Here is a 23561-nt window from a genome sequence, read left to right on the forward strand (position 1 = left end):
TGCTACTCGCCGAAGAGCACCAGCCGCACGGTGGGCTCGCCGGCGGGGTCGATGGCCACCGGGATACCCCAGTCCTGCCGGCTCAGGTAACAGGCGGGGTGCTCGGCGCCGGAGTCGTCGCAGGACGCGACCTGCGCGGTCACCGACAGCACGCCCTGCCCGTCCGGGGCCAGCTCCAGGCGACGGACGAGCTCGGTGCCCGGGCCACCACCGGTGCGCAGGAGCTCGGGCGGCGACGCGCTGACGTCGACCCGGACCGGCGGCCCGTCGCTGTCGTCGACCTTGCGACCCGGCGCGGGTGTGAACGCGATCGTGAGTTCGACGGCCCCTGGACGGACGACGCTGACGGGTCGCCCGGGCGTCGCGACGCGGTCGTCGCGCGGCGGTGTCGCGACGCGGCCGTCGGGACCGAGCTGCGAAGCGAGCGGGACGAGCCGGTGGGCCGCGGACTCGACCACCAGCAGCGTTCCGTGCGAGTCGACCAGCCCGCTGGGCTCGGCCAGGCCGGTGACCAGGGTGCTCAGTTCCGCGGTGGCGGGGTCGAACCGGCGGACGGCACCGTTGAAGGTGTCGGCCACCGCGACCGCACCGTCGGGCAGCACGTGCACGCCGAGCGGGTGCTGCATGCGCGCGACCTGGGCCGGCCCGTCGACGAGGCCGAAGTCGAACAGTCCCTCGCCGACGGCGGTGTGCAGCGTGCCGTTCACTGTGAGCCGGCGCAGGGCCGAGGTCTCGGCGTCGGCGAACCACAGCTGGTCACCGTCGACGGCCAGGCCGGAGGGTTGGGCCAGCCACCCGTCCAGCGCCGGCCCGTCGCGCAGCCCCTCGACGGTGGTGCCGGCGAGCACCCTGGCCGTGTCCGTCGCCGGGTCGTAGGCCAGCAGGAGGTGCACGCCGGAGGCCGAGACGACGACCTGCTGCAGAGCCGGCCACCAGGCGACGTCCCACGGTGAGAGCACCGCGGGCACCGGCCCGGTGACGGTGCGCGCGTCCGCGAGCAGATCCGGCAGGGCAATGGTGGTCACGACGGCACCGTCGCCGAGACGGACGCCGCGCAACACGTGGTTGGCGGTGTCGGCGACCAGCACGTCGTACCTGAGACCGGGCGGCACCAGGGTCAGCCCGTTGGGTTCGGCGAACGGCTCGCCCCGGCCGCCGCCGATGCGGCGCAGGACCGTGCGCCCGTCGGCGGTCAGCTCCGCCAGCTGGTGGTGGCCGGCGTCGGCGACGAGCAGGGTGTCGGTGTCACGCCCGGTGCGGTCGGCGGGCAGCACGACGGCCGACGCCGGGAAGCGCAGGTCCGTGCTCGACTGCGGGGCGCTGTGGGTGGGCAGCGGGCCGCGGTGCAGCGTTCCGCGCTGCTCGTAGTGGCCGATCCGGTCGGCGACCACCATCGCCAGCGCGTCCGCCTGCCCCTCGCCCGCCGCCTGGGCGATGACGTAACCCTCGGGATCGATCAGGACCAGGGTCGGCCAGGCCCGCACCGCGTACTGGCGCCAGAGCTCGAGGCCCGGGTCGTTGAGCACCGGGTGGGTGATGTCGGCCCGCTCGACCGCGGCGGCCAGCGCGCGCTGGTCGGCCTCGTGGGGGAACTTCGGCGAGTGGACGCCGATCACGGTCAGGACGTCGGCCAGCTGCGTCTCGAGTGCGCGGAGCTCGTCGGCGACGTGCCAGCAGTTCGCGCACGCGTTGGTCCAGAAGTCGAGCAGGACGAAGCGTCCCCGCAGTGCGGCCAGGCTCAGCGGGTCGGAGTTGAGCCAGAAGGCGTCGGGCAGCAGCTCCGGCGCACGGACCCGCGGGGTGGAGACCTTCCGTGTCGGGACGTTCGGTGTCGGGACGTTCGGTGTCGGGACGTTCGGTGTCGGGACGTTCGGTGTCGGGTCGTTCGGTGTCACCCCTGGGCAACGCTGAGAGTGCGCCGTGACGTTCCCGGCCCGGTGATGATCGTCGCCGGCCCGTCGCGGGTAGGAGCACGCGGTGAAATCACCCACCCGCGCCCTGCTCGTCCCGCTGACCGTGGCGCTCGGCCTGGCCGCCGCCGGGTGCTCGTCCACCACGTCGGGGTCGGCGAGCACCGGCGGCGCTAGCGGCTCCGCGTCGGGTGGACCCGCGGCCGTGGGCTCGACGAGCGCGTCGTCGTCCCGACCGGCGAGCGCGCCCGCCAGCGCCCCCGCGGCGACCGCGGAGGAACTCGCGTCCCGGTTGCAGTCCGGGCTCGCGACCACCCGGACCGCGCGCATCTCGCTCTCGGTGACGACCGGTGGGCAGTCACTGAACGGCCACGGCGTCGAGCGGCTCACGGCGGGCAAGCTGAGTGCGCTCGACCTCACCGAGACGGTGCCTGGCGCGGGCGAGCTGCGCGTCATCCAGGTCGGCGGCAAGACGTACGCGAGGCTGCCGGCGAGCCTCAACCACTCGGGCAAGCCGTACGTCCTGGTGACCGGGAACAGCTCCGACCCGACGGTGCGCAACCTGGCCAAGTCGCTGGACTCCACCCAGTCCTCGGCATCAGCCGGCAACGCCGGCATTCTCGCCGCCGCGTCCGACTCGGTGAAGGCGACCGTCGGCCAGGACGTCGGCGGCGTCCGGACCACCCGGTACGCCATCGTCGTCGACACCGCGAAGCTGCCCGCGACCTACCCCGGCCGCGCCGCCCTCGTCCAGGCCGGGGTCACGCGGCTGCCCGTCGACATCTACGTCGACGGCAGCAACCACCCGGTCAAGGTGACCGAGCGCTTCACTGCGTCCGGCCAGGCTGTGTCGACCACGATCCTGGTCACCGGCTACAACCGGCCGGTGACCATCACGGCACCGCCGGCGAGCCAGGTCAGCACCCGCTGACCCCGACAGGGAGGTCACGGCAGGCCGCCGGGCGAACGGGGCCGTCGCCGCTCAGCGGCCCGTTCCGACGACCGTGACCAGCGCGCTGCCCTGCTGGACCAGCGTCACCGTGGTGTCGAAGTTGTTGCGGTAGGTCGGACGCGGCAGGTTGGCGACGAGTTTCCAGCCCAGCGTCTTGAGGGTCAGGGCGTACTCGGTGGCGGGCAGGCGCTCGTACTGGGCGAGGTAGGCGATGCGGCCGCGCCCCTGGCCGGCGGCGGGGCGGAAGTAACCGATGCAGATGCCGACCCGTGTGCCGCTCTCCGGCTCGACGTAGGAGTCGGGCATGCGCGGCGTTGGGTGGGTCTGGGCGACAAGGCTGGTGAACGGCACCGTGACCCGGAACGACGCGCACACCCGGGTCGACGCCGAGGAGCCACTGGCGGGGACGCCGGCCGTCGTCGACGGGGCCGCCGAGACGGGCGCGGACGACGTGCGGGCGGTGGTGGCCGTCGAGGCCGGCGTGCTGCCCGCGCCGGGGCCTGCGCCGTCCTGCGGGGACGATCCGTCGTCGCCGCCCGACAGCCCGATGGCCAGCCCCACCGCGACCGCCACCACGACGATCACGGCGACGACGACGAGCAGGGCACGGTTCGACGGGCGCCGACGCGCGCCACTCGGCGCCGGGGTGTACCCGGCCGCGCGGCCGGGGTCGATCGGGAACGGGCCCGAGGGCGGCCCGTCGGGACCGCGCTCACCGCCGCCGGGACGGCCGGGCGGCGGCATCCCGCCCTGGCCCGTCGGCGCCGCAGGGCCGGGGTCGACGGGTCCGGGCCCGTCGGTGGAGCGGCGGTGGTACTGCTCGGCGGCGTCGGCCAGCGTCGGGTTCTGCCGGGTGATCTCGTCGGCCGGGGACGTGCCTGGGGAGGTGGCCGCCGCCGGGGACGCCGGGGCCGGCACGGGGTAGCGGCGCGGCCGGTTGTACGCGCGCCGACCGGCGCCGTCGCCCGCTGAACCGGGCGTGGCGTCGCCGTCGCTGTCCTCGCTCATGACCGCCCCTCGCCCCGGTTACGCCTCGCGCCGAACACGCTAGCGGAGCCGGGGGCGGCGCACGGCTCAGAGCAGAGCCAGTCCTGGATCGTTAAGGACTTCGGCGACGTCGGCGAGGAACTGCGAACCCTGCTGCCCGTCGACGATGCGGTGGTCGAACGACACCGCCAGCTGGGTCACCCAGCGCGGCTCGATCCGCTCGTCACGCCCGCTACCCACGACCCACGGTGTGCGACGGACCGCGCCGAAGGCCAGGATGCCGGACTCGCCGGGGTTCAGGATCGGCGTCCCGTTGTCGACGCCGAACACGCCCACGTTGCTGATCGTGAACGTGCCGCCGCTCATCGCCGCCGGTGTGGTCTTGCCCGATCGTGCCGTGTCGGTGAGCTGGGCCATGGCCCGGGCGAGCTCGAGCAGCGACAGCTCGTGCGCGTCCTTGATGTTGGGCACGATCAGCCCGCGCTCCGTGGCCGCGGCGATGCCGAGGTTGACGTAGTGCTTGAGCACGATCTCCTGCGCGGCGTCGTCCCAGGTCGCGTTCATCTCCGGCGTCGTCGCCAGCGCCCGCATGACCGCCCGGGACAGCAGCAGCAGGGGCGACACCTTGACGTCGCGGAACTCGCGGCGGCCGGCGATCCGGTCGCGCAGTTCCATGGTGGCGGTGACGTCGACGGTGATGAACTCGGTGACGTGCGGTGCGGTGAACGCCGAACCCACCATGGCCGCCGCGGTGTGCTTGCGCACGCCCTTGATCGGCACGCGGGTCTCGCGCACTGAGTGGTCACCTGCCGCGCGAGTGGTCGCCTGTGGCTGACCACTCGACGCGGAACCGTCCACTCGACCGCCGTTGGCCGCGGTGTGGACGTCGTCGCGCGTGATGATGCCCTGCGGGCCGGTGGGGGCGATCGTCGTCAGGTCGACGCCGAGGTCCTTGGCGAGCTTGCGCACCGGCGGCTTCGCCAGCACGCCGTTCGTCGTCGCAGCACTGGTCGGGGCGCGGTGGCGGGCGTCGGACGCGGGTGTCACCGCCGGCGCCTCGTCCACGACCGCCGGCTCGGGCGCGGGGTGGGGGGCGCTGGCCGGCGGGAGGTTGAAGCTGGTCTGCGCGGCCGCGACGGTGGCCTCGGGCCGGCGACGACGCCGTCGACCGCCCGTCTCCTCGCGGGGGCCGTAGCCGACGAGCGTCATCTGCTTCTCGTCGTCGACCGCCGGGCCTGCGCCCTCGCCGGGCAGCCCGGGCACGAGGTCCTCACCGGCGTCGGCAGGGCCGGCCGCCGGAGCGTCACCGGCGACGTCGATGGAGATGATCGGCGTACCCACCGGCACGGTCTCGCCCGCTTCGGCGTGCAGGGCGGTGACGACGCCGGCGAACGGCGACGGCAGCTCGACCGCGGCCTTGACAGTCTCCACCTCGGCGATGGTGTCGTTGACCTCGACGGTGTCGCCGACCGCGACCGTCCACGCCAGGATGTCGCCCTCGGTCAGACCCTCGCCGAGGTCGGGAAGCTTGAACTGTTGCACGGCCATCGTGTGTCAGTACTCCAGGACGCGGTCGACGGTGTCGAGGACACGGTCGAGGTTGGGCAGCCATTCGTGTTCGAGACGGCTCGGCGGGTACGGGGTGTCGTAGCCCGTCACCCGCAGCACCGGCGCCTCGAGGGAGTAGAACGCCGCCTCGGTGACGCGGGCAGCCAGCTCCGCGCCGACGCCGAAGCTCTGCGGCGCCTCGTGGACCACGACCAGGCGACCGGTGCGCCGCACCGACTCGATGACGGTGGGCAGGTCGAGCGGCGACACCGACCGCAGGTCGATCACCTCGAGCTCGAGGCCCTCGTCCGCCGCGGTCTTCGCGGCCTCGAGCAGCGTCGGCATGGTCGGGCCGTACCCGGCGAGGGTGACGTGCCGGCCGGGGCGGCGCACGACGGCCGAGTACAGCGGCGTCGGCTCGGCCGCGACCTCGGCCTTCGCGGCGTGGTAGAGCCGCTTGGGCTCGATGAAGATCACCGGGTCGTCGTCGGCGATGGCCTCCTGGATCATCCAGTAGGCGTCGGAGGCGTTGCTGCACGCCACGACCTTGAGCCCGGCCGTGTGCGCGAAGTAGGTCTCGACCGACTCGCTGTGGTGCTCGACGGCGCCGATGCCGCCGCCAGAGGGGATGCGAATGGTGATCGGCATCTTGACCTGGCCGGCCGAGCGGTTGTGGAACTTCGCCACCTGGCTGACGATCTGGTCGAAGCCGGGGAACACGAAGCCGTCGAACTGGATCTCGCAGACGGGGCGGTAGCCGCGGATCGCCATGCCGACCGCGGTGCCGATGATGCCGGACTCGGCCAGCGGCGTGTCGATGACGCGGTCCTCGCCGAAGTCCTTCTGCAGGCCGTCGGTGATGCGGAAGACGCCGCCGAGCTTGCCGACGTCCTCACCCATGATGACGACCTTGGGGTCGGCCTCCATCGCCTTGCGCATGCCCTCGTTGAGGGCCTTGGCCATGGTCATGTTCGGCAGGTCGCTCATGCCTTCACTCCGTTCCGGCCTGTGGAGACGCCGTGTTGCCTGTTCGCTCCGCAAGCGTCGCTCATGCGGACACCTCGCTGACGAAGTCGACGAACGAGTCGCGCTGGGCGCGCAGGTCGTCGGGCATGGTGACGTGCACGTGCTCGAAGGCCGACGCGGGAGTCGGGTCGGGCAGGGTGCGGCAGCCCGCGCGGATGTGCTCGGCCAAGGCCTTGCCCTCGGCCTCGATGCCGTCGAAGAAGTCCTTGCCGAAGCCCGCCTCGCGGGTCAGGTAGGCGCGCACCCGCTCGATCGGGTCCTTGAGCTTCCAGGTCTCGCTCTCGCTGCCCAGCTGGTAGCGGCGCGGGTCGTCGTTGGTGGTGTGCGGGTTCATCCGGTACGTGAACGCCTCGATGAAGGTGGGCCCCTGGGCGTTGCGGGCGTCGTCGAGCGCCTTGCGGGTGACGGCGAGGCAGCCCAGCACGTCGTTGCCGTCGACGCGGACGCCGGGGAAGCCGAAGCCGCTCGCCCGCATGTACAGCGGGACGCGGCTCTGCGTCGTGACCGGTTCGCTGATCGCCCACTGGTTGTTCTGGCAGAAGAACACGACGGGCAGGTTGCCCGCGCCGGCCCACACGAACGCCTCGTTGACGTCGCCCTGGCTCGACGCGCCGTCGCCGAAGAAGGCGAGCGTGGCGGTGTCGCGTTCGGGGTCGCCGGTGCCGACCGCACCGTCGCGGACGACGCCCATCGCGTAACCGGTGGCGTGCAGGGTCTGGGCGCCGATGACGATCGTGTACAGGTTGAAGTTGTTCGTGCTCGGGTCCCAGCCGCCGAGGTTCGTTCCGCGGAACAGGCCCAGCAGCGTCAGCGGGTCGACGTCCTTGCACCACGCGACACCGTGCTCGCGGTAGGTGGGGAAGGCCATGTCCTGCGGCCGCAGCGCGCGGCCCGCGCCGATCTGCGCGGCCTCCTGACCCAGCAGGCTCGCCCACAGGCCCAGCTCGCCCTGACGTTGCAGCGCGATGGCCTCCGAGTCGATGCGCCGGACGAGCGTCAGGTCGCGAAAGAGCGCGCCGATCTCGTCGTCGGTGATCTCGAGGGGGTAGTCCGGGTGCTCGACGCGCTGACCCTCGGGGGTCAGCAGCTGGACCAGATCGGGCTCGGGATGGACGGCCAGAACCTGTTCGGACGGAGATGCCAAGGGAGCTACCTTCCTGCGTGGACGCCGAGCGGGGTGGCCGCCGGTCGTACTCGTCGCCTGGGAGTCCGTGGGTACAGGGGTGGCGTACCGGGCGAACTACCCAGGGGTTCCTACCATATCCGTGACCGGGGTCACCGGGCCGTGGGTGGTCCGACGAACGCGACGGCCACCTTGTGTCGGTTCCGACCGAGCGGATCGATCACGTCTTCCTCTCGAGTTGCCGGTTTCGACCCGCATACCGGTAACTCCGCAGGAAGACGTGATCGACGCGGGGTGTGGCATGCGCGATCATGAGGCGTGACCGACGAGCCCGGGGTGTCTTTCGACAAGCAGGGTGAGCCGGCTTCCGGTGGGCACCCGGGCTACGGGCCGCTACCCGGGTACCCGCCGTACGGGTACGGGCTGCCACCCGGGTATCCGCCCCAGGCCTACGGGCCGCCACCTGGCTACCCGCCGTACGGGTACCCGCCCTTCGGTGCCGGGTACGGGCCGGCCGGCCCACCGCACGAGAAACCGTCGTCGAACATCGGCTGGGCGATCGCGGCGGTCTTCACGTTCTGGCCGCTCGCCATCCCGGCGTTCGTCTACGCCAACAAGGTGGATGCGTTCTGGTTCGCCGGCAACCGCGCCGGTGCCCAGCAGGCGTCGAAGGACGCCCGTCTCTGGGGCATGGTCGGGGTCATCGTGGGGGTCGCGCTGTTCCTGCTGCTCATCGTGTGGGTCGTCGTGCTGGTGTCCGTGACCACCGCCGCGTCCCGGGTCGGCCCCACCCCGGTGCCGTATCCGAGCTGACCGATCCGCATCAGCCGTCGAGGGCGAGCTCGGGCGGCAGCGGCTCGTCGTGCACGATCCGCAGCCGGGAGACGGCACGCGTCAGTACGACGTAGAGACCCCGCAGCCCGTCGACCCGGGTGGCGCCGCCGGCCACGACGACCGCGGGCTCGACCAGCACGACCGAGTCGAACTCGAGGCCCTTCGCCGTCGACGCCGCCACCACGGCGACCGCCGGGTCGGCGTCCTCGTCCAGGGCGTGCGCGTCGATGCCGGCCGTCCGCAGCTGCTCCAGCACGGGGCCGGTGCGCTCGTCGGGGACGACGACACCGATCGAGCCCTCGACCGCCTGGCACGCCCGCACCTCGTCGACGACGGCGGCGCCGCGCGTCACGGTCAGCGCATCCGCCCCCTGACGCACCGACGTCGCGGGCGGGACGTCGGGCGCGATGTGTGGCAGCAGCCGGTTGGCGACCTCGAGCACCTCGCCGGGCACGCGGTAGCCGGCGGTCAGCGGGCGGACGGGCGCCCCGGGCGCGCCGAGGTGTTCGAGGGTCAGCGGCCACGACCCCGGTGCCCACGGCGTGGTGGCCTGGGCCAGGTCGCCGAGGACGGTGACCGAGCCGAGCGGGCAGCGGCGCGCGACGACCCGGCACTGCATGGCGGACAGGTCCTGCGCCTCGTCGACGACGGCGTGCACGAACGTGTCGGTGCCGTGGATGATCGCGTCCAGCTCGTCGAGCAGGACGACGTCGGCGGGGGTCCAGCGCACGCTGCGGACCGACTTCGGCGCGGCCCGGTGGAGCGCGGTGCGCTCGTCGTCGGTGAGTGCCGGCGCGCAGCGACGCAGGAAGTCGGCGTCGTCGTACAGGCGGGCCAGCAACGCCGGGGCGCTCAGTTCGGGCCACACCTCGTCCAGCCACTCCCGGACGGCGGGCGAGCGGGCGATGCGCCGCGTCTCGGCGTCGGAGGGCGCCCCGCCGCGGTCCTCGCGCTGGCGGCGGACGTCTTCCGCGACCTGTTGCCGCAACCGCTCACGCGCCACCGACCAGCGCAGGCCGGGGCCGAGCGAGCGCCGCGCGTCGTCGACGTAACGCCGCAGGTGGTGGGCACCGACCCGGTAGCGCTTGGTGTCGATGACGACCAGGACGTCGTCGGCCGGTTTGGCGACGTGCGCGAACACGGCACGCCGCAGCACGTCGGCCAGTCGCGCGTCACCCTTGAGGACGGCCGTCGCCACCGGCTCGGTACCGCGCGCGGTGAACGGCACCAGGTCGGCGACCGTGCTCTGGGTGATGCCGCCCTCGCCGAGCGACGGCAGCACCTGCGCGATGTAGTGCAGGAACGCGGCGTTGGGCCCGACCACGAGCACGCCGGACCGCCGCAACCGCTCGGGATAGGTGTAGAGCAGATACGCGGCCCGGTGCAGCCCGACCGCGGTCTTGCCGGTACCCGGCGCACCCTGCACGCACAGCGAGGTGTCGAGGTCGGCGCGGACGAGGTCGTCCTGGTCGGGTTGGATGGTGGCCACGATGTCGCGCATCGGCCCGACGCGGGGCCGCTCGATCTCGGCGCGCAGCAGGTCCGACGCGAGCCCGAGCGCCTCGCCGCGCTCGAGGTGCTCGTCCTCCATCGAGGTGAGCGTCCCGTCGCGGAAGCCGAAGCGCCGGCGTAGCTGCACGCCCATCCGGGCCTGCGGGGTGGCACGGTAGAAACCGCGGGCCAGCGGTGCGCGCCAGTCGATGACGACAGGGTCGCCGGCCGGGTCGCGGACGTGGCGTCGCCCGATGTGCAGCACCTCGGGCGGCCCGCCCCGTGCCGGTCCTTCCGCATCGCGGTCGGTGCGGCCGAAGAACGGCGGGGCGTCGGGCTCGGCCGACAGCGCGGCCAGCCGGTCGGCCCGCAGCCTGCCCAGGCTCTGGCTGGCGAGCTCGTCCACGCCGTAGTCGGCGATGCGATCGGCCGCCTCACGCATGTCGGCGAGGCAGGCCCGGGCCAGTTCGAGATGGTTGCGTTCGGCGAGCAGGTTCGGATCGTCGGCCACGATCAGACGACGTTACGGACCCGCGCAAGTGGTTTGCCGGGAGCCCTCACCCGGTCGTGAGCTGCAGGTCGGCGGCCCGCTTCGCATGCCGCGAGAGCCCGTGGCGCACCAGGCCCGGACGGTCGGCGTACCACCGCAGGTGCTCGGTGACGATCTCTCCGGCGGGGACCGACTCGCCGCCGATCGTCCAGTCGACGTCGGCGGTGCTCGATCCGGCTCCGCTGCGGGGCGTGCGGATGGCGCCGAGGTACTCGCGCTCGGGGGCGGGCGGGACCTCGGCGTCGGACGTGCCGTCGAACGCGGCGAGCACGCGGGCGGCGACCTGCACGAGCGTGGCGTTGCTCGGATGGTCGACGGTGAACATCGACCCCGGCGCCGACACCAGGTCCGACGCTGCCACGTCGCAGGACGCCTCACGCCGCTGCAGCTCGGCCACGGACGCCGTGGCGTGGGCCTGCAGTGCGGCCTCCGGTGCGCGGACCGGCCACCCGGCGAGCACCTCGTCGACCGGGCGCCCGGCGCCGGCGGCGAGCAGCAGGCGCAGGTCGTGGTAGTCGGTGCGCGGTGCGTTGACCCGCTCGCCGTTCTCGTCGTCGACGGTCACCTGGTAGGGCAGCTCGCCGCTGTAGTACAGGACAGGGAAGACGACGAGCCGACCGTCCGAGGGCAGCAGGCCGGCCAGGTGCTGGGTCGAGCAACCTGGCACGTGGTACTCCTCGCGCACCGGCTGCGACACGAGCAGCGCGGAGCCGGCGACCAGCTCGTGCACCCGCGCGACGTCGTCCGGCGTGGCCAGGAACACGGGCGGGACGTCGACGATCTCCAGCCCGCGTCGCTGCAGCGGTTCGCGCAGCAGGTCGGCCAGCGGCTCGGCCTGGCAGTTGCCCCACACCATGACGTGCTTCGGGTCGCTCACGGGCCCATGGTGACATGCTGGCGGAGCGCAGCACGATGGTGCTAGTTTCATCAGCATCATGTTGTGGACGATCGACCATGCCTCGCGCATCCCGCTGCAGGAGCAGATCGCCGCCTGCATCCGGCGCGCGATCGCCGATGCGCAGTTGTCGGTGGGCGACCGCCTACCGCCCGCGCAGGAACTGGCCGATGCGGTCGCGGTCGACCGCAACACGGTGCTGGCGGCCTACCGCTCCCTGCGTGAGGCCGGGTTGCTGGAGTTCCGACGCGGCCGAGGTGTCCGGGTCGCCGACTCGCCGGCAGGGCGGGCCGAGCTCGACACCGCGAGCCGTGAGCTGGTGCGCCTCGCCCGTCGGCACGGGTACGGCCGGGCCGAACTGATCACAATGATCGAGGAGTTGACATGAGCGACACGACCACGACGGTGTACAGCGGACGCGTCACGAACTGGCCGCTGTTCTGGCTCATGAACGTCCTGGCGCTGGCCCTGGTGGCCCTGGTCGTCGCGGACGTGCAGGCCCGCGTGCCGCTGGCGATCGCCGCGGTCGTCGTGCTGGTGGCCAACCTGACCATCACCAGCGTGCGCACCACCGCCGGCCCGCAGGGCGTCGTCGTGCGCTTCGGTCTCCTCGGGCTGCCGCGCTTCCGGTTCGCCACCGCGACGATCGAGCGGGCCGAGGCCGTCGACGTACCGCCGCACCGGCTCGGCGGGCTCGGCGTGCACTGGTCGCCGTGGCGCGGTACGCGGCTCACCATCAGGTCCGGGCCGCAGCTCCAGCTGCGGCGCCGTGGCGCCAAGCCGGTGACGATCACTGCCGAGAACCCGCGCGCCGCCGCCGACGTCATCAACGGGCTGACCTGACGACGCCGCCCGCGACGGGGTCGACCCGGCGCGGCGCAGCGCGGCGGCGATCCTGGTTGGCTGGGGCGATGACCACGCAGACCCCTGAGCTGGCCGCGCGTGCTGCGGCCCTGTCCGCGCCCGGTCGGGCGATGCTCGGCATCACCGGGGCGCCGGGTGCCGGGAAGTCGACGCTGGCCGCCGAGCTGGCGGCCTCGGTGCCCGGTGCGGTGGTGGTGCCGATGGACGGCTTCCACCAGCCGACGTCCTGGCTGGTGCCGCGTGGCCTCGTCGAGCGCCGTGGCGCCCCGGAGACCTTCGACGCCGACGGGTACGTGGCGCTGCTCGCGGCGCTGCGCCACGGCGGCGCGGTGTCGGCACCGGACTTCGACCGCACCCGCGAGGAACCGGTGGCCGACGCGATCACCGTGCCGGCCGACGCAACCGTGGTCATCACGGAAGGCAATTACCTGCTGCTCGACACCGACCCCTGGCGTCGCGTGCGCGAGCTGCTCGACGAGACCTGGTTCGTCGAGGTGCCCGAGGACGTCCGGGTCGAGCGGCTCGTCGCCCGGTTCGTGTCCTTCGGCTGGGACGCCACGACGGCGCGCGAGCGCGTCCTCACCGGGAGCGACGCAGCGAACGCCCACTTGGTCGCCACGTCGCGTGATCGCGCCGACCTCGTGGTGCGACCGCCCACCGGCGACGCCGATCGGGCACGCTGATCACGTGCCCGAGATCGGTGACGAGATCCGTCAGCTGTCCACCCGCGAGGTCTACCGCAGCCCGTGGCTGCGGCTGCGCGAGGACGAGGTGGAGTTCCCGGACGGTTCGCTCGGGCGGTACTCGGTCGTCGACAAGGACGACTTCGTCGTCGTGCTGGCGCGCGAGGACGACGGGTTCTGGTTGGTGCAGCAGTACCGCTACCCGGTGGGCAGCCGGCAGTGGGAGTTCCCCCAGGGCGGGTGGCCCGCCGGGCACGCCGGGACGCCGGCCGAGTTGGCGCAGGCCGAGCTGCGCGAGGAGACCGGGCTGCGCGCCGAGCGGTTGCAGCACCTGGGGCGGTTGTTCGCCGGGTACGGCTTCTGCTCGCAGGGTTACGACGTCTATCTCGCCACCGGCCTGACCCACGGCGAGCCGGAACGCGAGAGCACCGAGGCCGACATGGTGCACGCCTGGCGCTCGGACGCCGACCTGCGGGACATGCTGCGCCGGGGCGAGTTCGCCGACGCGCACAGCATCGCCGCGCTCGCGCTGTTCGACCACGCCTAGGCGGACGACCGCGGACGTGCGGTCGCCGGTCGTGCGGAACTGCACGGCGGGTAGGTCAGTCCCACCAAGCACGGTTCGACACCAGCCGAGCTCGGCAATCGAGCGGAGCGCCATGACGAACAACGTGCTGCGGACCAAGTCGATCGACGACGTCCTGCACCAGAACGACAAGACCGAGGGCGTCGAGACTGCCGGGCTGCGCAAGCGACTGGGCAGCATCGATCTCATCGGGTTCGGTATCGGCATCGTCATCGGCACCGGCATCTTCACCCTCACCGGCGTCGAGGCCCGCCAGCACGCCGGCCCGGCGATCGTCATCTCCTTCGTCATCGCCGGCGTGGTCAGCCTGCTGGCCGCCCTCTGCTACGCCGAGCTCGCGTCGGCGGTGCCCACGGCCGGCAGCGCCTACAGCTACGCCTACGCCACGATCGGCGAGATTGTCGCGTGGATCATCGGATGGGACCTGCTCATGGAGTTCGTGCTCGGTTCCTCGGTCGTGGCCCGCGGCTGGTCGGGGTACCTGCAGAGCCTGTTCGACCTGCCGACCTCGGTGTTCGGCGAGAAGTCGACGGTCAACCTGGGCGCGGTCGCGATCGTTGCCGTACTCGCCGTCGTCGCCGTCACGGGCATCAAGCAGTCGGCCTGGCTCACCAACACACTGGTGGTCGTCAAGGTCGCCATCTGCCTGTTCGTCATCGTCGCCGGGCTGTTCTACCTGCGCCGCAGCAACATCACCCCGTTCGTGCCGCCGTCGCGCCCCGAGTCGGGCGGCAGCGGGCTGGACCGCCCGGTGATCAACGCGCTGTTCGGCTCCCCCGCGGCCTACGGCGTCGCCGGGGTCATCACGGCGGCTGCAGTCGTCTTCTTCGCGTACACCGGGTTCGAGGCGGTGGCCAACCTGAGCGAGGAGTCGAAGAACCCGGCCCAGGACCTGCCCCGCGGGCTGATCGGCACGCTGATCGCGGCCACCGTCCTGTACTGCGGGGTGTCGTTCGTGCTCACCGGCATGCAGAAGTACACGAACATCGACCCGGGATCCCCGCTGTCGTCGGCGTTCAAGAGCGTCGGGGCGGGCTGGGCGGCCACCTTGATCGACATTGCTGCGGTGTGCGGTCTGACGTCCGTCATCCTCGTCGAGCTCGTCAGCATCGGCCGCATCGGCTTCGCCATGGGCCGTGACCACCTGATCCCACCGGTCGTGTCCGCCGTCAGCCCGCGTACGGGGACGCCGGTCCGTTTCACCATCGGTGCGGCCGTGGTGATCATGTTCGTGTCCGGGCTGGTGCCGCTGGCAACCCTGGCCGACCTGGTGAGCATCGGTGCGCTGTTCGCGTTCGTGTTGGTGTCCGTCGCGGTGCCGATCCTGCGGCACACCCGTCCGGACCTCGAACGCCCGTTCCGGGTTCCGTTGTCGCCGGTGCTGCCGATCGTGTCCGCGCTGGCGTGCCTGTACCTGACCCTCAACCTGTCGGTGGCCACCTGGGTGCGCTTCGCGGTCTGGTTCGCCGTCGGCATGGCGCTGTACTTCGGCTACGGCCGGACGCATTCGCGACTCGCCCGCTACGAATCGGCGTCGCACCAGCCCGACCACTAAAGGTTCGAAAGGAGTTCCTCAAGCGCCGCTCCATTGGTCTCGAAGTCGAAGACCCAGTCCGAGAGGAACGCGTTCACGTCGAAGTGCTTACCGTGCTTGGTATCCGACTCGGACCAGAAGTAGTCGACGTCGGCGTCGTGAACCGCTGCGAACTTGTTCTCGTGGCGCGCCAGATACGAGTCGTGCGCGAGCACAATGAGGTGCTCTAGCTTATCGGTGTACATCGCGTTGAACATCCCCGAACCGGCAAAACCGGCGACGATTCGCGGGCCGCGGAAGATGCCGACCTGCATCGCCAGCTCGAGCTGGTCGGGGCGGACGAGCTGGAACCCGTGCCGCACGAACACCGCCTCCACATCTGGCGCGTTGCGGCATGTCCGTACGTAGCCGGAGTGCGGACGGGCGACGAAGATGCGTTCGTACACGGGGGCGTCGGGGTCAGCTAACGCGTCTCCGATGCGCCGCCAGATGCCAGCCAGCTCGGGCCGAACGAAGTGCGGGGTCGCGTTGTGCACCAGCGCTGATGCGCAGATTGCCGACGACAGCTTGACGGGGCCGTGGACGACGACCTGGTCCGCGGGGTCGATCCCGTAGGCGGTCAGCAGCCGAGAGACTACGGGATCGACGTCGTCATCGGGTTTGGCCATGTAGAGGGCCTTGAGATCGGGGAATCGGTGTCTGGCCTCGTCCCAGCCCCACAGCCGGGGCACGGTCTCGGTCATGATGTGGCCGAAGTGGCCGGTCCACTGAGCGTCGAGAACGAAGAACGTGCCGGAGAGCTCGTCCGTCGGTTCCAGCGACGTGGACAGGCGCCCGTACCCCTGCGCGACGTCACGCAGAGCAGGGTGTTTTGGGAAGGGGGCGTGAAAGAACCGGAACGAGTCGGGCAGAACGGTATGGCCACTCGTAAGCAACGTGCGTCCGCGGAAGACGAGCGAGCCGGTGTAGTGCCGCAGCGTGGCCGGCGGGTAAGACATCGACGTATCAAGCCCGTAAACGGTCTTGGTGGTGCCGTGGGACCTGATGGTCCGAGTGGAGTGCAGTTCACCGGCCGGGAGCTCGGCAAGAAGCCCAACTGTGGTACCCGGTTCGCGGGACTCCACCAGCGAGATCTCGTCGTCGCGCAGCAAGGCGAGGTCAACGCCTTGTTTGCGCACGAGGACGGCGTGCGGGAGATTGACGATCGGGTCGGCCAGCTCGGCGTCGAGGGCGTGGCGGCTTGATACATCCAAGGCTGGGTCGTCTGGTTTCAGCTGATTGCGCCAACGCTGCAGGATGGGATCCCTGCGTTGGTTGTCCCAGGCCTGTCCGGCAGGACGGAGCCTGACTGCCGCGAAGTAGCCGCCCTCTACTACCTCAAGGCCGAGACGTTTCCACGAGCCGCGGAGTTCAGCGAAAGTCGTGTTCAACTGCATGTCCACGACAAGATCGACCGGTCCGAAGGCGCGCGCAGCGTGCGCAATCTCGTCACTGGTCGTCGCCTGACGGTACGTGGCTTGCGTGGTCAGCGGCCCGTCCGCAGGGGGACCGTCTGGGCCGATCACCCGGACGTCTCGAGTCCGAAAAACCGGCAGCCAGCGGAGCGCATCTGCGCGATGGCCATCCGAATAGATCATCAACACGCGACCCGGCGCGGACCAGGACACACCAGACTCAACGGCTTGGGCCGTTGCAGCCAAGGCCGCGTTGCGTTGACGTCTGGCACGCCAACGGTTGGCGCTTCGGCGTGCCCTGCGGAGCCGGGAAACTACCCTGCGGGCAACCTGAAACCGCCTCAACCCAGCTCTGAGCACTCAGAGAGGGTACCTGCCACGGCTCGGGCCGCCATGCAGCAACGGGTGGTGGCGCAGCTGCACCTACGGGCGGTCATCGCACGCGGACGGTGGCGTGCGTGGTCGCGTACTGGTGCCGCGAGTCGTACATCCGTACGGTGACCGTGTAACGGCCGGCCTTCTTCCACGTGTGGTGCAGGTGGTAGGAGAGACCGTGCGCCGGCGTCGAACCGTCGCCGAAGTACCAGGTCAGCGAGCGGACCCGGGTGCCGCGCGTCCGCTGCGCCACGGCGAGCCCGAGAGCCGCTCGGCGCTTCGCCCGTGCCGACGTGGGATGCGAGATCGACAGATGGGCGGTCGTCGAGTACATCGCGCTCGCCGACGTCGGTGCGCCGACACCGGAGGGACCGTCGAACCCCGGGGCGGCGTTGCATTCCGGCGAGAGGCGCTTGGGCAGGGCCACGGAGTCACCCGAGCGCGGGTAGCTGCAGTCGACCGGGCCGTTCCACACACGGTTCGGGTTGGTGGTGCGGCCGTGGGAGTACGTGGACGCCGCGGTCTGGCAGTTCGCGCTCTCGTCACCGGCGCAGAACCCGTTGCCACCCAGCGTCACGTCGTACAGCGACGACGGTCGGTAGGTGCGGTTGGTGTACAGCGACGACGCCGGGTAGGACGTGCCGCCCGACCCGCCGGCCAGCGCGTACATCGCGGCCACGACGGGAGCCGACAGCGACGTGCCGCCGACGGTCCCCCAACCGCCCATGCCGTAGCGGTCGTAGACGTCGAACCCGTAGAGCGGGTCGGCGATGGCGGCGACGTCGGTGGCGAGCCGCTTGCCGCGGCAGCCCGCGGCGGCGTACCCGGGTGTGGCGAGCTGCCACGGCGGCGCTGCGAACAGGTGGCTGCACCCACCGCCGGTCGCCCCGCCCGGCCCGTAGCGATGACCGGTGGCGTCGTCGGCGGCGTTGCCGTTCCACACGTACTCGTCGGCGCGACCGCCGCCCGCTGCGAGCCGCAGGGGTGGTGCCGCCGACGGCGATGACACTGGACGCGGTGGACGGGAACGACGCGGCGCCGTCGCCCTCGTCGCCGCCGTTGAGCCAGTCCCAACCGAACCAGCCGTCGTCGCCGGTGGAGACGGTGATGGGGATGCCGGGGTGGTTGTAGGCCTGGACGACCGACGCGGGGAGGCGACGGGGCTCGGCCAGACCGTAGGAGTTGCTGATCTCGGTGGCACCCAGCCGCGCGGCGGTGTTCACGGCGGTGGCGAGGTCGCCGGGCGTGCCGTCCTTCGCCTCGACCAGCAGGATGCGGCAGGTGCGACACACGGCGCGGACGGCCTGCACGTCGAGCGAGGTCTCGGTCGCGGCGTCGCGGTCGCGAGCCGGCAACGGCGAGGTGCGTCCGCTCTGGTTGACCTTACGGAACGAGCGCGCGGTCTCGCTGCGGAAACCGTAGTGGCGGTCGAACGCGTTCAGGTCGGCGAGCGCGTAGGGGTTGTCCATCCAGTCGATCACCGCGACGGTGTGGTTCGACCGGTTCACGGCGGGGTTGTAGCCGTACGCGGAAGCGAGGTCGGCGGGCGTGTACCCGCCGGCGGGGCCGTAGTTGACGCCGGCCCGGCGGATCCACCGCACCGCGCCTCGCGTGCCCTTGCGCACGGTGACCCGGTGCAGGGCCAGGCAGCGCGCGACGTTCGGGTTGGCCGGTTTGGCGCAGACCGGACGTGCCACGGCGTACTGGGCGGCGCTGCGGGCGGCGGCCGGCGTGGTCGCGACGGCGCTGACCGTGCCGAGCACCAGGACGGACACCAGGCCCAGCAGGGCGACGCGCCGCGGGCCGGGCGACGGGAATCGACGGGTCAAGGCGAGCTCACTTCTCGTTGCGACGGCTCGAGCCCCATGGTCGCGCTCACGTCGTGAACCGAGAGCGTCTCACACACAGATCACATTTCGAACTCGAACCTGACGAGGTCGGGGCTTCTGCGGCGGGGTCGCGCCGGGCGAATGCGGGTCCGCGTTCCTTCCCGACGCCGACAACCCCAACACCGGGCTTCGGTTACGGAGTGGTCGACTGCGCATGGGACGCGAATGGGAACCCCGGGCTCGGCACCCGGGGGTGCGACGCGGCCACCGGCTACGACGGTCCGTCCGGTGTCGGCACGCCGAGGGGCCTGTCCGCGTTCAAGGCGCTGAACCCGACCGGCCGGATCACCGCTCCGTCGTCGATCACGCACCGCAGGGCGGCGCACTTCAGCGGCCGGTCGTCGACCGATCCGTTCCCGGGCGGCGCGATCACGCACTACCGCTGGTACTGGGGTGACGGGGGTGCGTCGTCCACCAGCTCCACGCCGTCGCACACGTACGCCAGGAAGGGCACGTACACGGTGCGGCTCACCGTGTCCGACACCTACGGGCGGACCACCACGGTGTCGAGGCGGGTCGGCGTCAGGTGACGATCAACGCCCGGCGGGCCCGGACCGTGCTGCGGTCCGGGCCCGTCGGTGTCTCACCGGCGCGCGTCAGGACGCCTGGCTCACCGTGGACATGTTGAAGTCCGGAATCCGCAACGCCGGCATCGCGGTCCGCCGGAAGTAGTCGTTCCACTCGCGCGACATCGCCGGCACCGTGGCGCCCACCTCGCTGGCGCGGGCGAGCAGGTCGACGGGTGACTCGTTGAAGCGGAAGTTGTTCACGGCTCCGCGGACCTCGCCGTCCTCGACGAGGTACACCCCGTCGCGGGTCAGCCCGGTCAGCAACAGGTTCTGCGGGTCGACCTCACGGATGTACCAGAGGCAGGTCAGCAGCAGTCCGCGTTCGGTACCGGCGATCATCTGCTCCAGGTCGCGGCTACCGCCACCGTCCAGGACGAGGTTGTCGACGTAGGGACGGGGTGCGCTGCCGGTGCGCTGTGCCCACGAGCGGGTGCGGACGAGCTCGTGCAACGTCCCGTCCTGGATCCAGTCGACCGGCGGCACGGGCTGGCCGTTGTCAAACACCGACTGCACTCCCGCACTGGACGACGTTGCCACCTCGAACGGGCTGCAGAACAGCCCGGGTGCCGCGGGGTCGGAACGCAGGGTGAGCGGCAGCTCGGCCAGGCGCTCGCCGATGCGCGTCGCGGCCCCGTCGCCGTTTCCGGAGGCGGAGTCGCTGCGCGCGAACACGTTGCGGCCCTCCTCGGCATCGCGGGCGGACAGGTTCCAGTAGGTGTAGACCATCAGGTCGGCGACCGCGGTCGGCGGCAGGATGGTCTCGTAGCGCCCGGGCGGCAGCTCGAGGCGGGTGGCCGCCCACTGCAGGCGCTGTTCGAGGTCGCCAATGAGGGCGTCGACGTCGATGTCGGTGAAGTCGACGGTGTGTCGGCCGATCCATGCCGAACGGGCGAGGTCGGCGGACTTGCCGTTGATCTCGACGCGCCCGTCGGGCTGGTCGAACCGGCGTCGCAGGCCGGTCGATGTGCCGAGGAAGGTCGACGTCAGGTGGTGCTCGGCGAAGCCGTAGAGCAGCCCGTGGGTGTCCTGCCAGCTGCGGAACGCCCGCCCGAGCGCCGGCGCGAAGTCGTCGAAGACGCCCACGTCGGTGTGTCGGGCGTCGGCCGCCCAGTCGTCGTCGTGCGGGTAGTTCTTGACGAGCGGCATGGCGTCGTCGGCCGGGGCGGCGTCCCGGCCGGCCTCCTCGGAGGCGCGGACCAAATCGTCGATCTCCTCCAGCGATGCGACCGAACGGGTGACGACGCCGGCGCTGGTGCCGTCCGGTCGGTCAAACGTCGACACGACCGTGACGGACCGGGTGCTCGTCTGCCCGTTGGTCGTCAGCGAGTTGCCCGCCCAACGCAGGTTGGTCTCGGAATGTTCGGTGGCCACGACCACGCAGCCGTCGGCGCCCGACGCGGCGAGCGCCGCCTCGACCAGCTCCTGCGGTCGGGTGCTCATTTCCCGCCCTCCTGCCGAGTGTTGAGCACGTTGATGCCGCGGAACAGCGCGGCCGGTGCGCCGTGCGACACCGCCGCGATCTGACCCGGCTGGCCCTTCCCGCAGTTCATCGCGCCGCCGAGGTACCAGGTGGACGGACCCCCGACGGCCTCCATCGCGCCCCAGAAGTCCGTCGTCGTGGCCTGGTAGGCGACGTCGCGCAGCTGACCGACGAGCCGGCCGTTCTCGATGCGGTGGAACTGCTGGCCGGTGAACTGGAAGTTGAATCGCTGCATGTCGATCGACCACGACCGGTCGCCCTTGATCAGGATGCCGTTCTCGACCCGGCCGACGAGCTCGTCGAGAGTGGGGCCCTCCGGGTCGGGCTGCAGCGAGACGTTGGCCATGCGTTGCAACGGGATGTGCCCCGGGGAGTCGGCGAAAGCGCAGCCGTTCGACCGGTCGGTGCCGAGCCGGTCGGCGTTGGCCCGCGCCATCTGACGGTTGAGCTGATAGCCGACGAGGACGCCGTCGCGCACGAGGTCGAAGCGTTGCGCAGCCACCCCCTCGTCGTCCCAGCCGATGCTGGCCAGGCCGTGCTCGGTGGTGCGGTCGCCGGTGACGTTCATGATCGGGCTGCCGTACCGCAACGAGCCGAGCCGGTCGGGCGTCGCGAAGGTGGTGCCGGCGTAGGCGGCTTCGTAGCCCAGCGCGCGGTCGAGCTCGGTGGCGTGCCCGATGGACTCGTGGATGGTCAGCCAGAGGTTGGACGGGTCGATGACCAGGTCGTAGCGGCCCGGCGTCACCCCCGGTGCCTTCACGTGCTCGCGCAACAGGCCGGGCAGCTCGTCGAGCTCGGCGTCGAAGTCCCAGCCGGTGCCTGTCAGGTACTCCCACCCGCGTCCGACGGGCGGCGCCAGGGTGCGCAGCGAGGAGAACGAGCCGGCGCCGCGGTCGACGGCCACCGCCGTGAACTCGGGTTCGATGCGCACCCGCTGCTGGGTGGTCATGGTGCCGGCGAGGTCGGCGTAGAACGTGTTCTCGAGGACGAAGGTGACCGACGCGTCGACGTGGTCGACCCCGTCGGCGGCGAGCAGCCGCTCGGACAGCTCGGTCATCCGGGCGATGCGTTCGCCCTCCGGGACGCCGAACGGGTCGACGTCGTAGGCCGACACCCAGTGGACGTCGTCGTACACCTGCTCGGGTGCGAGCTCGACGGGTTGGCTCGACAGCACCCGGCTGACCCGCGCGGTGGCCACGGCCTGTTCGGCCAACGCGGCCGCGCCTTCGGTGGTGCGCACGATGCCGGCGGCGAAGCCCCACGTGCCGTCGTGCACGACGCGCACCGCGAGCCCGATGTCCTCGCTCTCGCTGCTGGAGTCGATCTGCGCGTCGCGCAGGCGCAGCGAACCGGTGCGGATGCGCTCGAGCCGGAAGTCGGCGTGCTCAGCGCCGAGCTCACCTGCGCGCTGCAGCGCGGAGCCGGCCAACCCGCGCGCGGGCAGGGCCAGGAAGGACGAGTCGATCTCGGGCATGGCGCCACCGTACTGTCCTGCGCGGACCCGATTCGGTTCGTTGCTGGATTGACCACGGACAACGGCAAGGGCGCAGCGACGAGGTGTTCCACGTTTGTTCGAGCTGCGTCGTCGGGTCTCGTTGCGCACTGGTCGATCTTGTTGCAGGGCCCGGATTTGCTGGGAAAATAGCTGGCCGGCCAGCTCAGTCTGCGCTAGAATAGAACGCATGAGCGATACGTTGACGCGGGCCGATCTGGCCACGCTGCTCGCGGACGCTCACCAGGTTGTGGACGCGCTGCAGGCGGTGGACCTGAGCTGCTGCACTGACGACGAGGTTGTCGCGGCGGTGCGCTCGTTCGAGGCGTTGCGGCGGCGGTTGGAGCCGGTCGACCACGCTCTGATTCTCGAGGTGGAGGCGCGAGGGGTTCCGGCGCGGGCGATGGCCCGGGCCACCGGCTACTGGCTGCGTCAGACGCTCACGATCGACATCTCCGAGGCGAACGCGCGGGTGCGCGCTGCGCACGCCGCTGGGCCACGACGCTCGCTACTGGGTGAGCCGATGCCGGCCAAGTACCCGGTCGTGGCGGCGGCGCAGGCCGCCGGTTCATTGGCGGCGCGGCAGGCTCGGGTGATCACCGCCACCCTGGACAAGCTGCCGCTCGAGGTCTGCGAGCACGTCCCTGACGCCGAGGCGCGGCTGGTCGGCTTCGCGCGCACCTTCGAGGCCGCCACGCTGCAGCAGCTCGCCACCCGGGAGGCCGAATGGCTCGACCCCGACGCCGGTTACCGCGATGTCGAACGCCGCCGCAAGGATCGGGACCTGCGCCTGCACGTGCGCCCCGACGGGTCCTGTGTCGGATCGTTCGAGGGCACCGCGGAGCTGGGTGAGTTCCTGCAGGTCACCTTCGACAGCCTGGCCAAGCCCCAGCCCGAAGCGAATGGCATCAAGGACCCCCGCACCGCCGGGCAACGACGCCACGACGCCCTGCTCGACGCCCTGAAGATCACCGTCGGCTCCGGCAAGCTCCCGACCGCAGGTGGGGTGCTGGCCACCGTCGTGCTCACCATCGACGCCGACACCTACCTCACCGGCGAGGGGTTCGCGCTCACCGGCCACGGCGCCCAAGTCCCCGTCCGGGAAGCGCTGTCCTGGGCGGGTGGGGACTACCGGCTGATGTGCACCGCCCTGAACTCACTCAAGGCGGTCACCGCCTACAGCTCGACGCATCGGCTGTTCACCGAAGGACAGAGATTGGCGTTGATCGCCCGCGACCAGGGCTGTGCCTTCCCCGGATGCCTCGCCCCACCGGGCTGGTGCCAGATCCACCACATCCTCGAACACATCCTCGGCGGAC

General features: G+C 71.5%; 21 protein-coding genes. 9 read left to right on the plus strand and 12 right to left on the minus strand.

Features of this window, described 5'->3' with window-relative positions:
- Positions 1-2: 2 nt before the first annotated feature.
- Positions 3-1895, minus strand: a complete 1893-nt coding sequence (locus ACFFCA_RS14110; RefSeq protein ID WP_375485844.1) for a thioredoxin-like domain-containing protein — start codon at positions 1893-1895, stop codon at positions 3-5.
- Positions 1896-1977: 82 nt separating this feature from the next.
- Between ACFFCA_RS14110 and ACFFCA_RS14115 the strand changes: the two genes are divergently transcribed.
- Positions 1978-2841, plus strand: a complete 864-nt coding sequence (locus ACFFCA_RS14115) for a hypothetical protein (RefSeq protein WP_375485845.1) — start codon at positions 1978-1980, stop codon at positions 2839-2841.
- Between the two features lie 51 nt (positions 2842-2892).
- Here ACFFCA_RS14115 and ACFFCA_RS14120 read toward each other — a convergent pair whose 3' ends face one another.
- From ACFFCA_RS14120 to ACFFCA_RS14135, 4 genes are all read right to left on the minus strand, one after another.
- Positions 2893-3870 (minus strand): hypothetical protein, encoded by a 978-nt coding sequence (locus ACFFCA_RS14120; protein WP_375485846.1) that lies wholly within the window; start codon positions 3868-3870, stop codon positions 2893-2895.
- 66 nt (positions 3871-3936) lie between these two features.
- Positions 3937-5397, minus strand: coding sequence for a dihydrolipoamide acetyltransferase family protein (locus ACFFCA_RS14125; RefSeq protein ID WP_375485847.1), 1461 nt, complete (start codon positions 5395-5397; stop codon positions 3937-3939).
- A gap of 6 nt (positions 5398-5403) precedes the next feature.
- A complete protein-coding gene (locus ACFFCA_RS14130; RefSeq protein WP_375485848.1) occupies positions 5404-6384 on the minus strand; it encodes an alpha-ketoacid dehydrogenase subunit beta in 981 nt (326 codons plus the stop codon).
- A 61-nt stretch (positions 6385-6445) separates the two neighbouring features.
- Positions 6446-7567: a thiamine pyrophosphate-dependent dehydrogenase E1 component subunit alpha gene (locus ACFFCA_RS14135; protein WP_375485849.1), complete on the minus strand. Its 1122-nt coding sequence runs from the start codon at positions 7565-7567 to the stop codon at positions 6446-6448.
- A gap of 297 nt (positions 7568-7864) precedes the next feature.
- Between ACFFCA_RS14135 and ACFFCA_RS14140 the strand changes: the two genes are divergently transcribed.
- Complete coding sequence (locus tag ACFFCA_RS14140; RefSeq protein ID WP_375485850.1) at positions 7865-8359, plus strand: CD225/dispanin family protein; 495 nt, start codon at positions 7865-7867, stop codon at positions 8357-8359.
- Positions 8360-8369: 10 nt separating this feature from the next.
- On the opposite strand, the gene ACFFCA_RS14145 is transcribed toward ACFFCA_RS14140, so the two are convergent.
- On the minus strand, positions 8370-10382 hold the full coding sequence (locus ACFFCA_RS14145) for a HelD family protein (protein ID WP_375485852.1): 2013 nt from the start codon (positions 10380-10382) through the stop codon (positions 8370-8372).
- 46 nt (positions 10383-10428) lie between these two features.
- A complete protein-coding gene (locus ACFFCA_RS14150) occupies positions 10429-11298 on the minus strand; it encodes a WcbI family polysaccharide biosynthesis putative acetyltransferase (RefSeq protein WP_375485854.1) in 870 nt (289 codons plus the stop codon).
- A gap of 58 nt (positions 11299-11356) precedes the next feature.
- Between ACFFCA_RS14150 and ACFFCA_RS14155 the strand changes: the two genes are divergently transcribed.
- The 5 genes from ACFFCA_RS14155 (at position 11357) to ACFFCA_RS14175 (ending at position 15004) form a co-directional block, all read left to right on the plus strand.
- Positions 11357-11704, plus strand: coding sequence for a GntR family transcriptional regulator (locus tag ACFFCA_RS14155; protein ID WP_375485856.1), 348 nt, complete (start codon positions 11357-11359; stop codon positions 11702-11704).
- Positions 11701-12159 (plus strand): hypothetical protein, encoded by a 459-nt coding sequence (locus ACFFCA_RS14160; protein ID WP_375485857.1) that lies wholly within the window; start codon positions 11701-11703, stop codon positions 12157-12159. Before ACFFCA_RS14155 ends, ACFFCA_RS14160 begins: the two co-directional genes overlap by 4 nt.
- Before the next feature lie 68 nt (positions 12160-12227).
- Positions 12228-12863, plus strand: a complete 636-nt coding sequence (locus tag ACFFCA_RS14165) for a nucleoside/nucleotide kinase family protein (RefSeq protein ID WP_375485859.1) — start codon at positions 12228-12230, stop codon at positions 12861-12863.
- Between the two features lie 4 nt (positions 12864-12867).
- On the plus strand, positions 12868-13410 hold the full coding sequence (locus ACFFCA_RS14170) for an NUDIX domain-containing protein (RefSeq protein WP_375485860.1): 543 nt from the start codon (positions 12868-12870) through the stop codon (positions 13408-13410).
- A 112-nt stretch (positions 13411-13522) separates the two neighbouring features.
- On the plus strand, positions 13523-15004 hold the full coding sequence (locus ACFFCA_RS14175; protein ID WP_375485862.1) for an amino acid permease: 1482 nt from the start codon (positions 13523-13525) through the stop codon (positions 15002-15004).
- Here the strand turns inward: ACFFCA_RS14175 and ACFFCA_RS14180 are convergent.
- The 3 genes from ACFFCA_RS14180 to ACFFCA_RS14190 all read right to left on the minus strand — a co-directional run bounded on the left by ACFFCA_RS14180 (position 15001) and on the right by ACFFCA_RS14190 (position 18641).
- The gene (locus tag ACFFCA_RS14180; protein ID WP_375485864.1) at positions 15001-16650 is read right to left on the minus strand and encodes a DUF563 domain-containing protein; all 1650 of its coding nucleotides are present in this window, start codon (positions 16648-16650) and stop codon (positions 15001-15003) included. The two genes, ACFFCA_RS14175 and ACFFCA_RS14180, sit on opposite strands and share 4 nt — an antisense overlap.
- Positions 16651-16870: 220 nt before the next feature.
- The gene (locus ACFFCA_RS14185) at positions 16871-17389 is read right to left on the minus strand and encodes a PKD domain-containing protein (RefSeq protein WP_375485866.1); all 519 of its coding nucleotides are present in this window, start codon (positions 17387-17389) and stop codon (positions 16871-16873) included.
- Positions 17355-18641, minus strand: coding sequence for a hypothetical protein (locus tag ACFFCA_RS14190; protein ID WP_375485868.1), 1287 nt, complete (start codon positions 18639-18641; stop codon positions 17355-17357). The genes ACFFCA_RS14185 and ACFFCA_RS14190 overlap by 35 nt, the downstream gene beginning before the upstream one ends.
- 200 nt (positions 18642-18841) lie before the next feature.
- Here ACFFCA_RS14190 and ACFFCA_RS14195 point away from each other — a divergent pair, with 200 nt between their 5' ends.
- Entirely contained in the window at positions 18842-19231 is a 390-nt protein-coding gene (locus ACFFCA_RS14195; RefSeq protein ID WP_375485869.1) for a PKD domain-containing protein, read from the plus strand.
- Between the two features lie 66 nt (positions 19232-19297).
- On the opposite strand, the gene ACFFCA_RS14200 is transcribed toward ACFFCA_RS14195, so the two are convergent.
- Positions 19298-20710 (minus strand): metallopeptidase TldD-related protein, encoded by a 1413-nt coding sequence (locus tag ACFFCA_RS14200; RefSeq protein ID WP_375485871.1) that lies wholly within the window; start codon positions 20708-20710, stop codon positions 19298-19300.
- On the minus strand, positions 20707-22224 hold the full coding sequence (locus ACFFCA_RS14205; RefSeq protein WP_375485873.1) for a TldD/PmbA family protein: 1518 nt from the start codon (positions 22222-22224) through the stop codon (positions 20707-20709). The genes ACFFCA_RS14200 and ACFFCA_RS14205 overlap by 4 nt, the downstream gene beginning before the upstream one ends.
- Positions 22225-22432: 208 nt before the next feature.
- On the opposite strand from ACFFCA_RS14205, the gene ACFFCA_RS14210 reads away from it, so the two are divergent.
- A partial coding sequence (locus ACFFCA_RS14210; protein WP_375485875.1) for a DUF222 domain-containing protein occupies positions 22433-23561 on the plus strand: 1129 nt, incomplete at its 3' end.

Source organism: uncultured Jatrophihabitans sp. (genome assembly GCF_964252635.1).
GTDB lineage: Bacteria > Actinomycetota > Actinomycetes > Mycobacteriales > Jatrophihabitantaceae > Jatrophihabitans.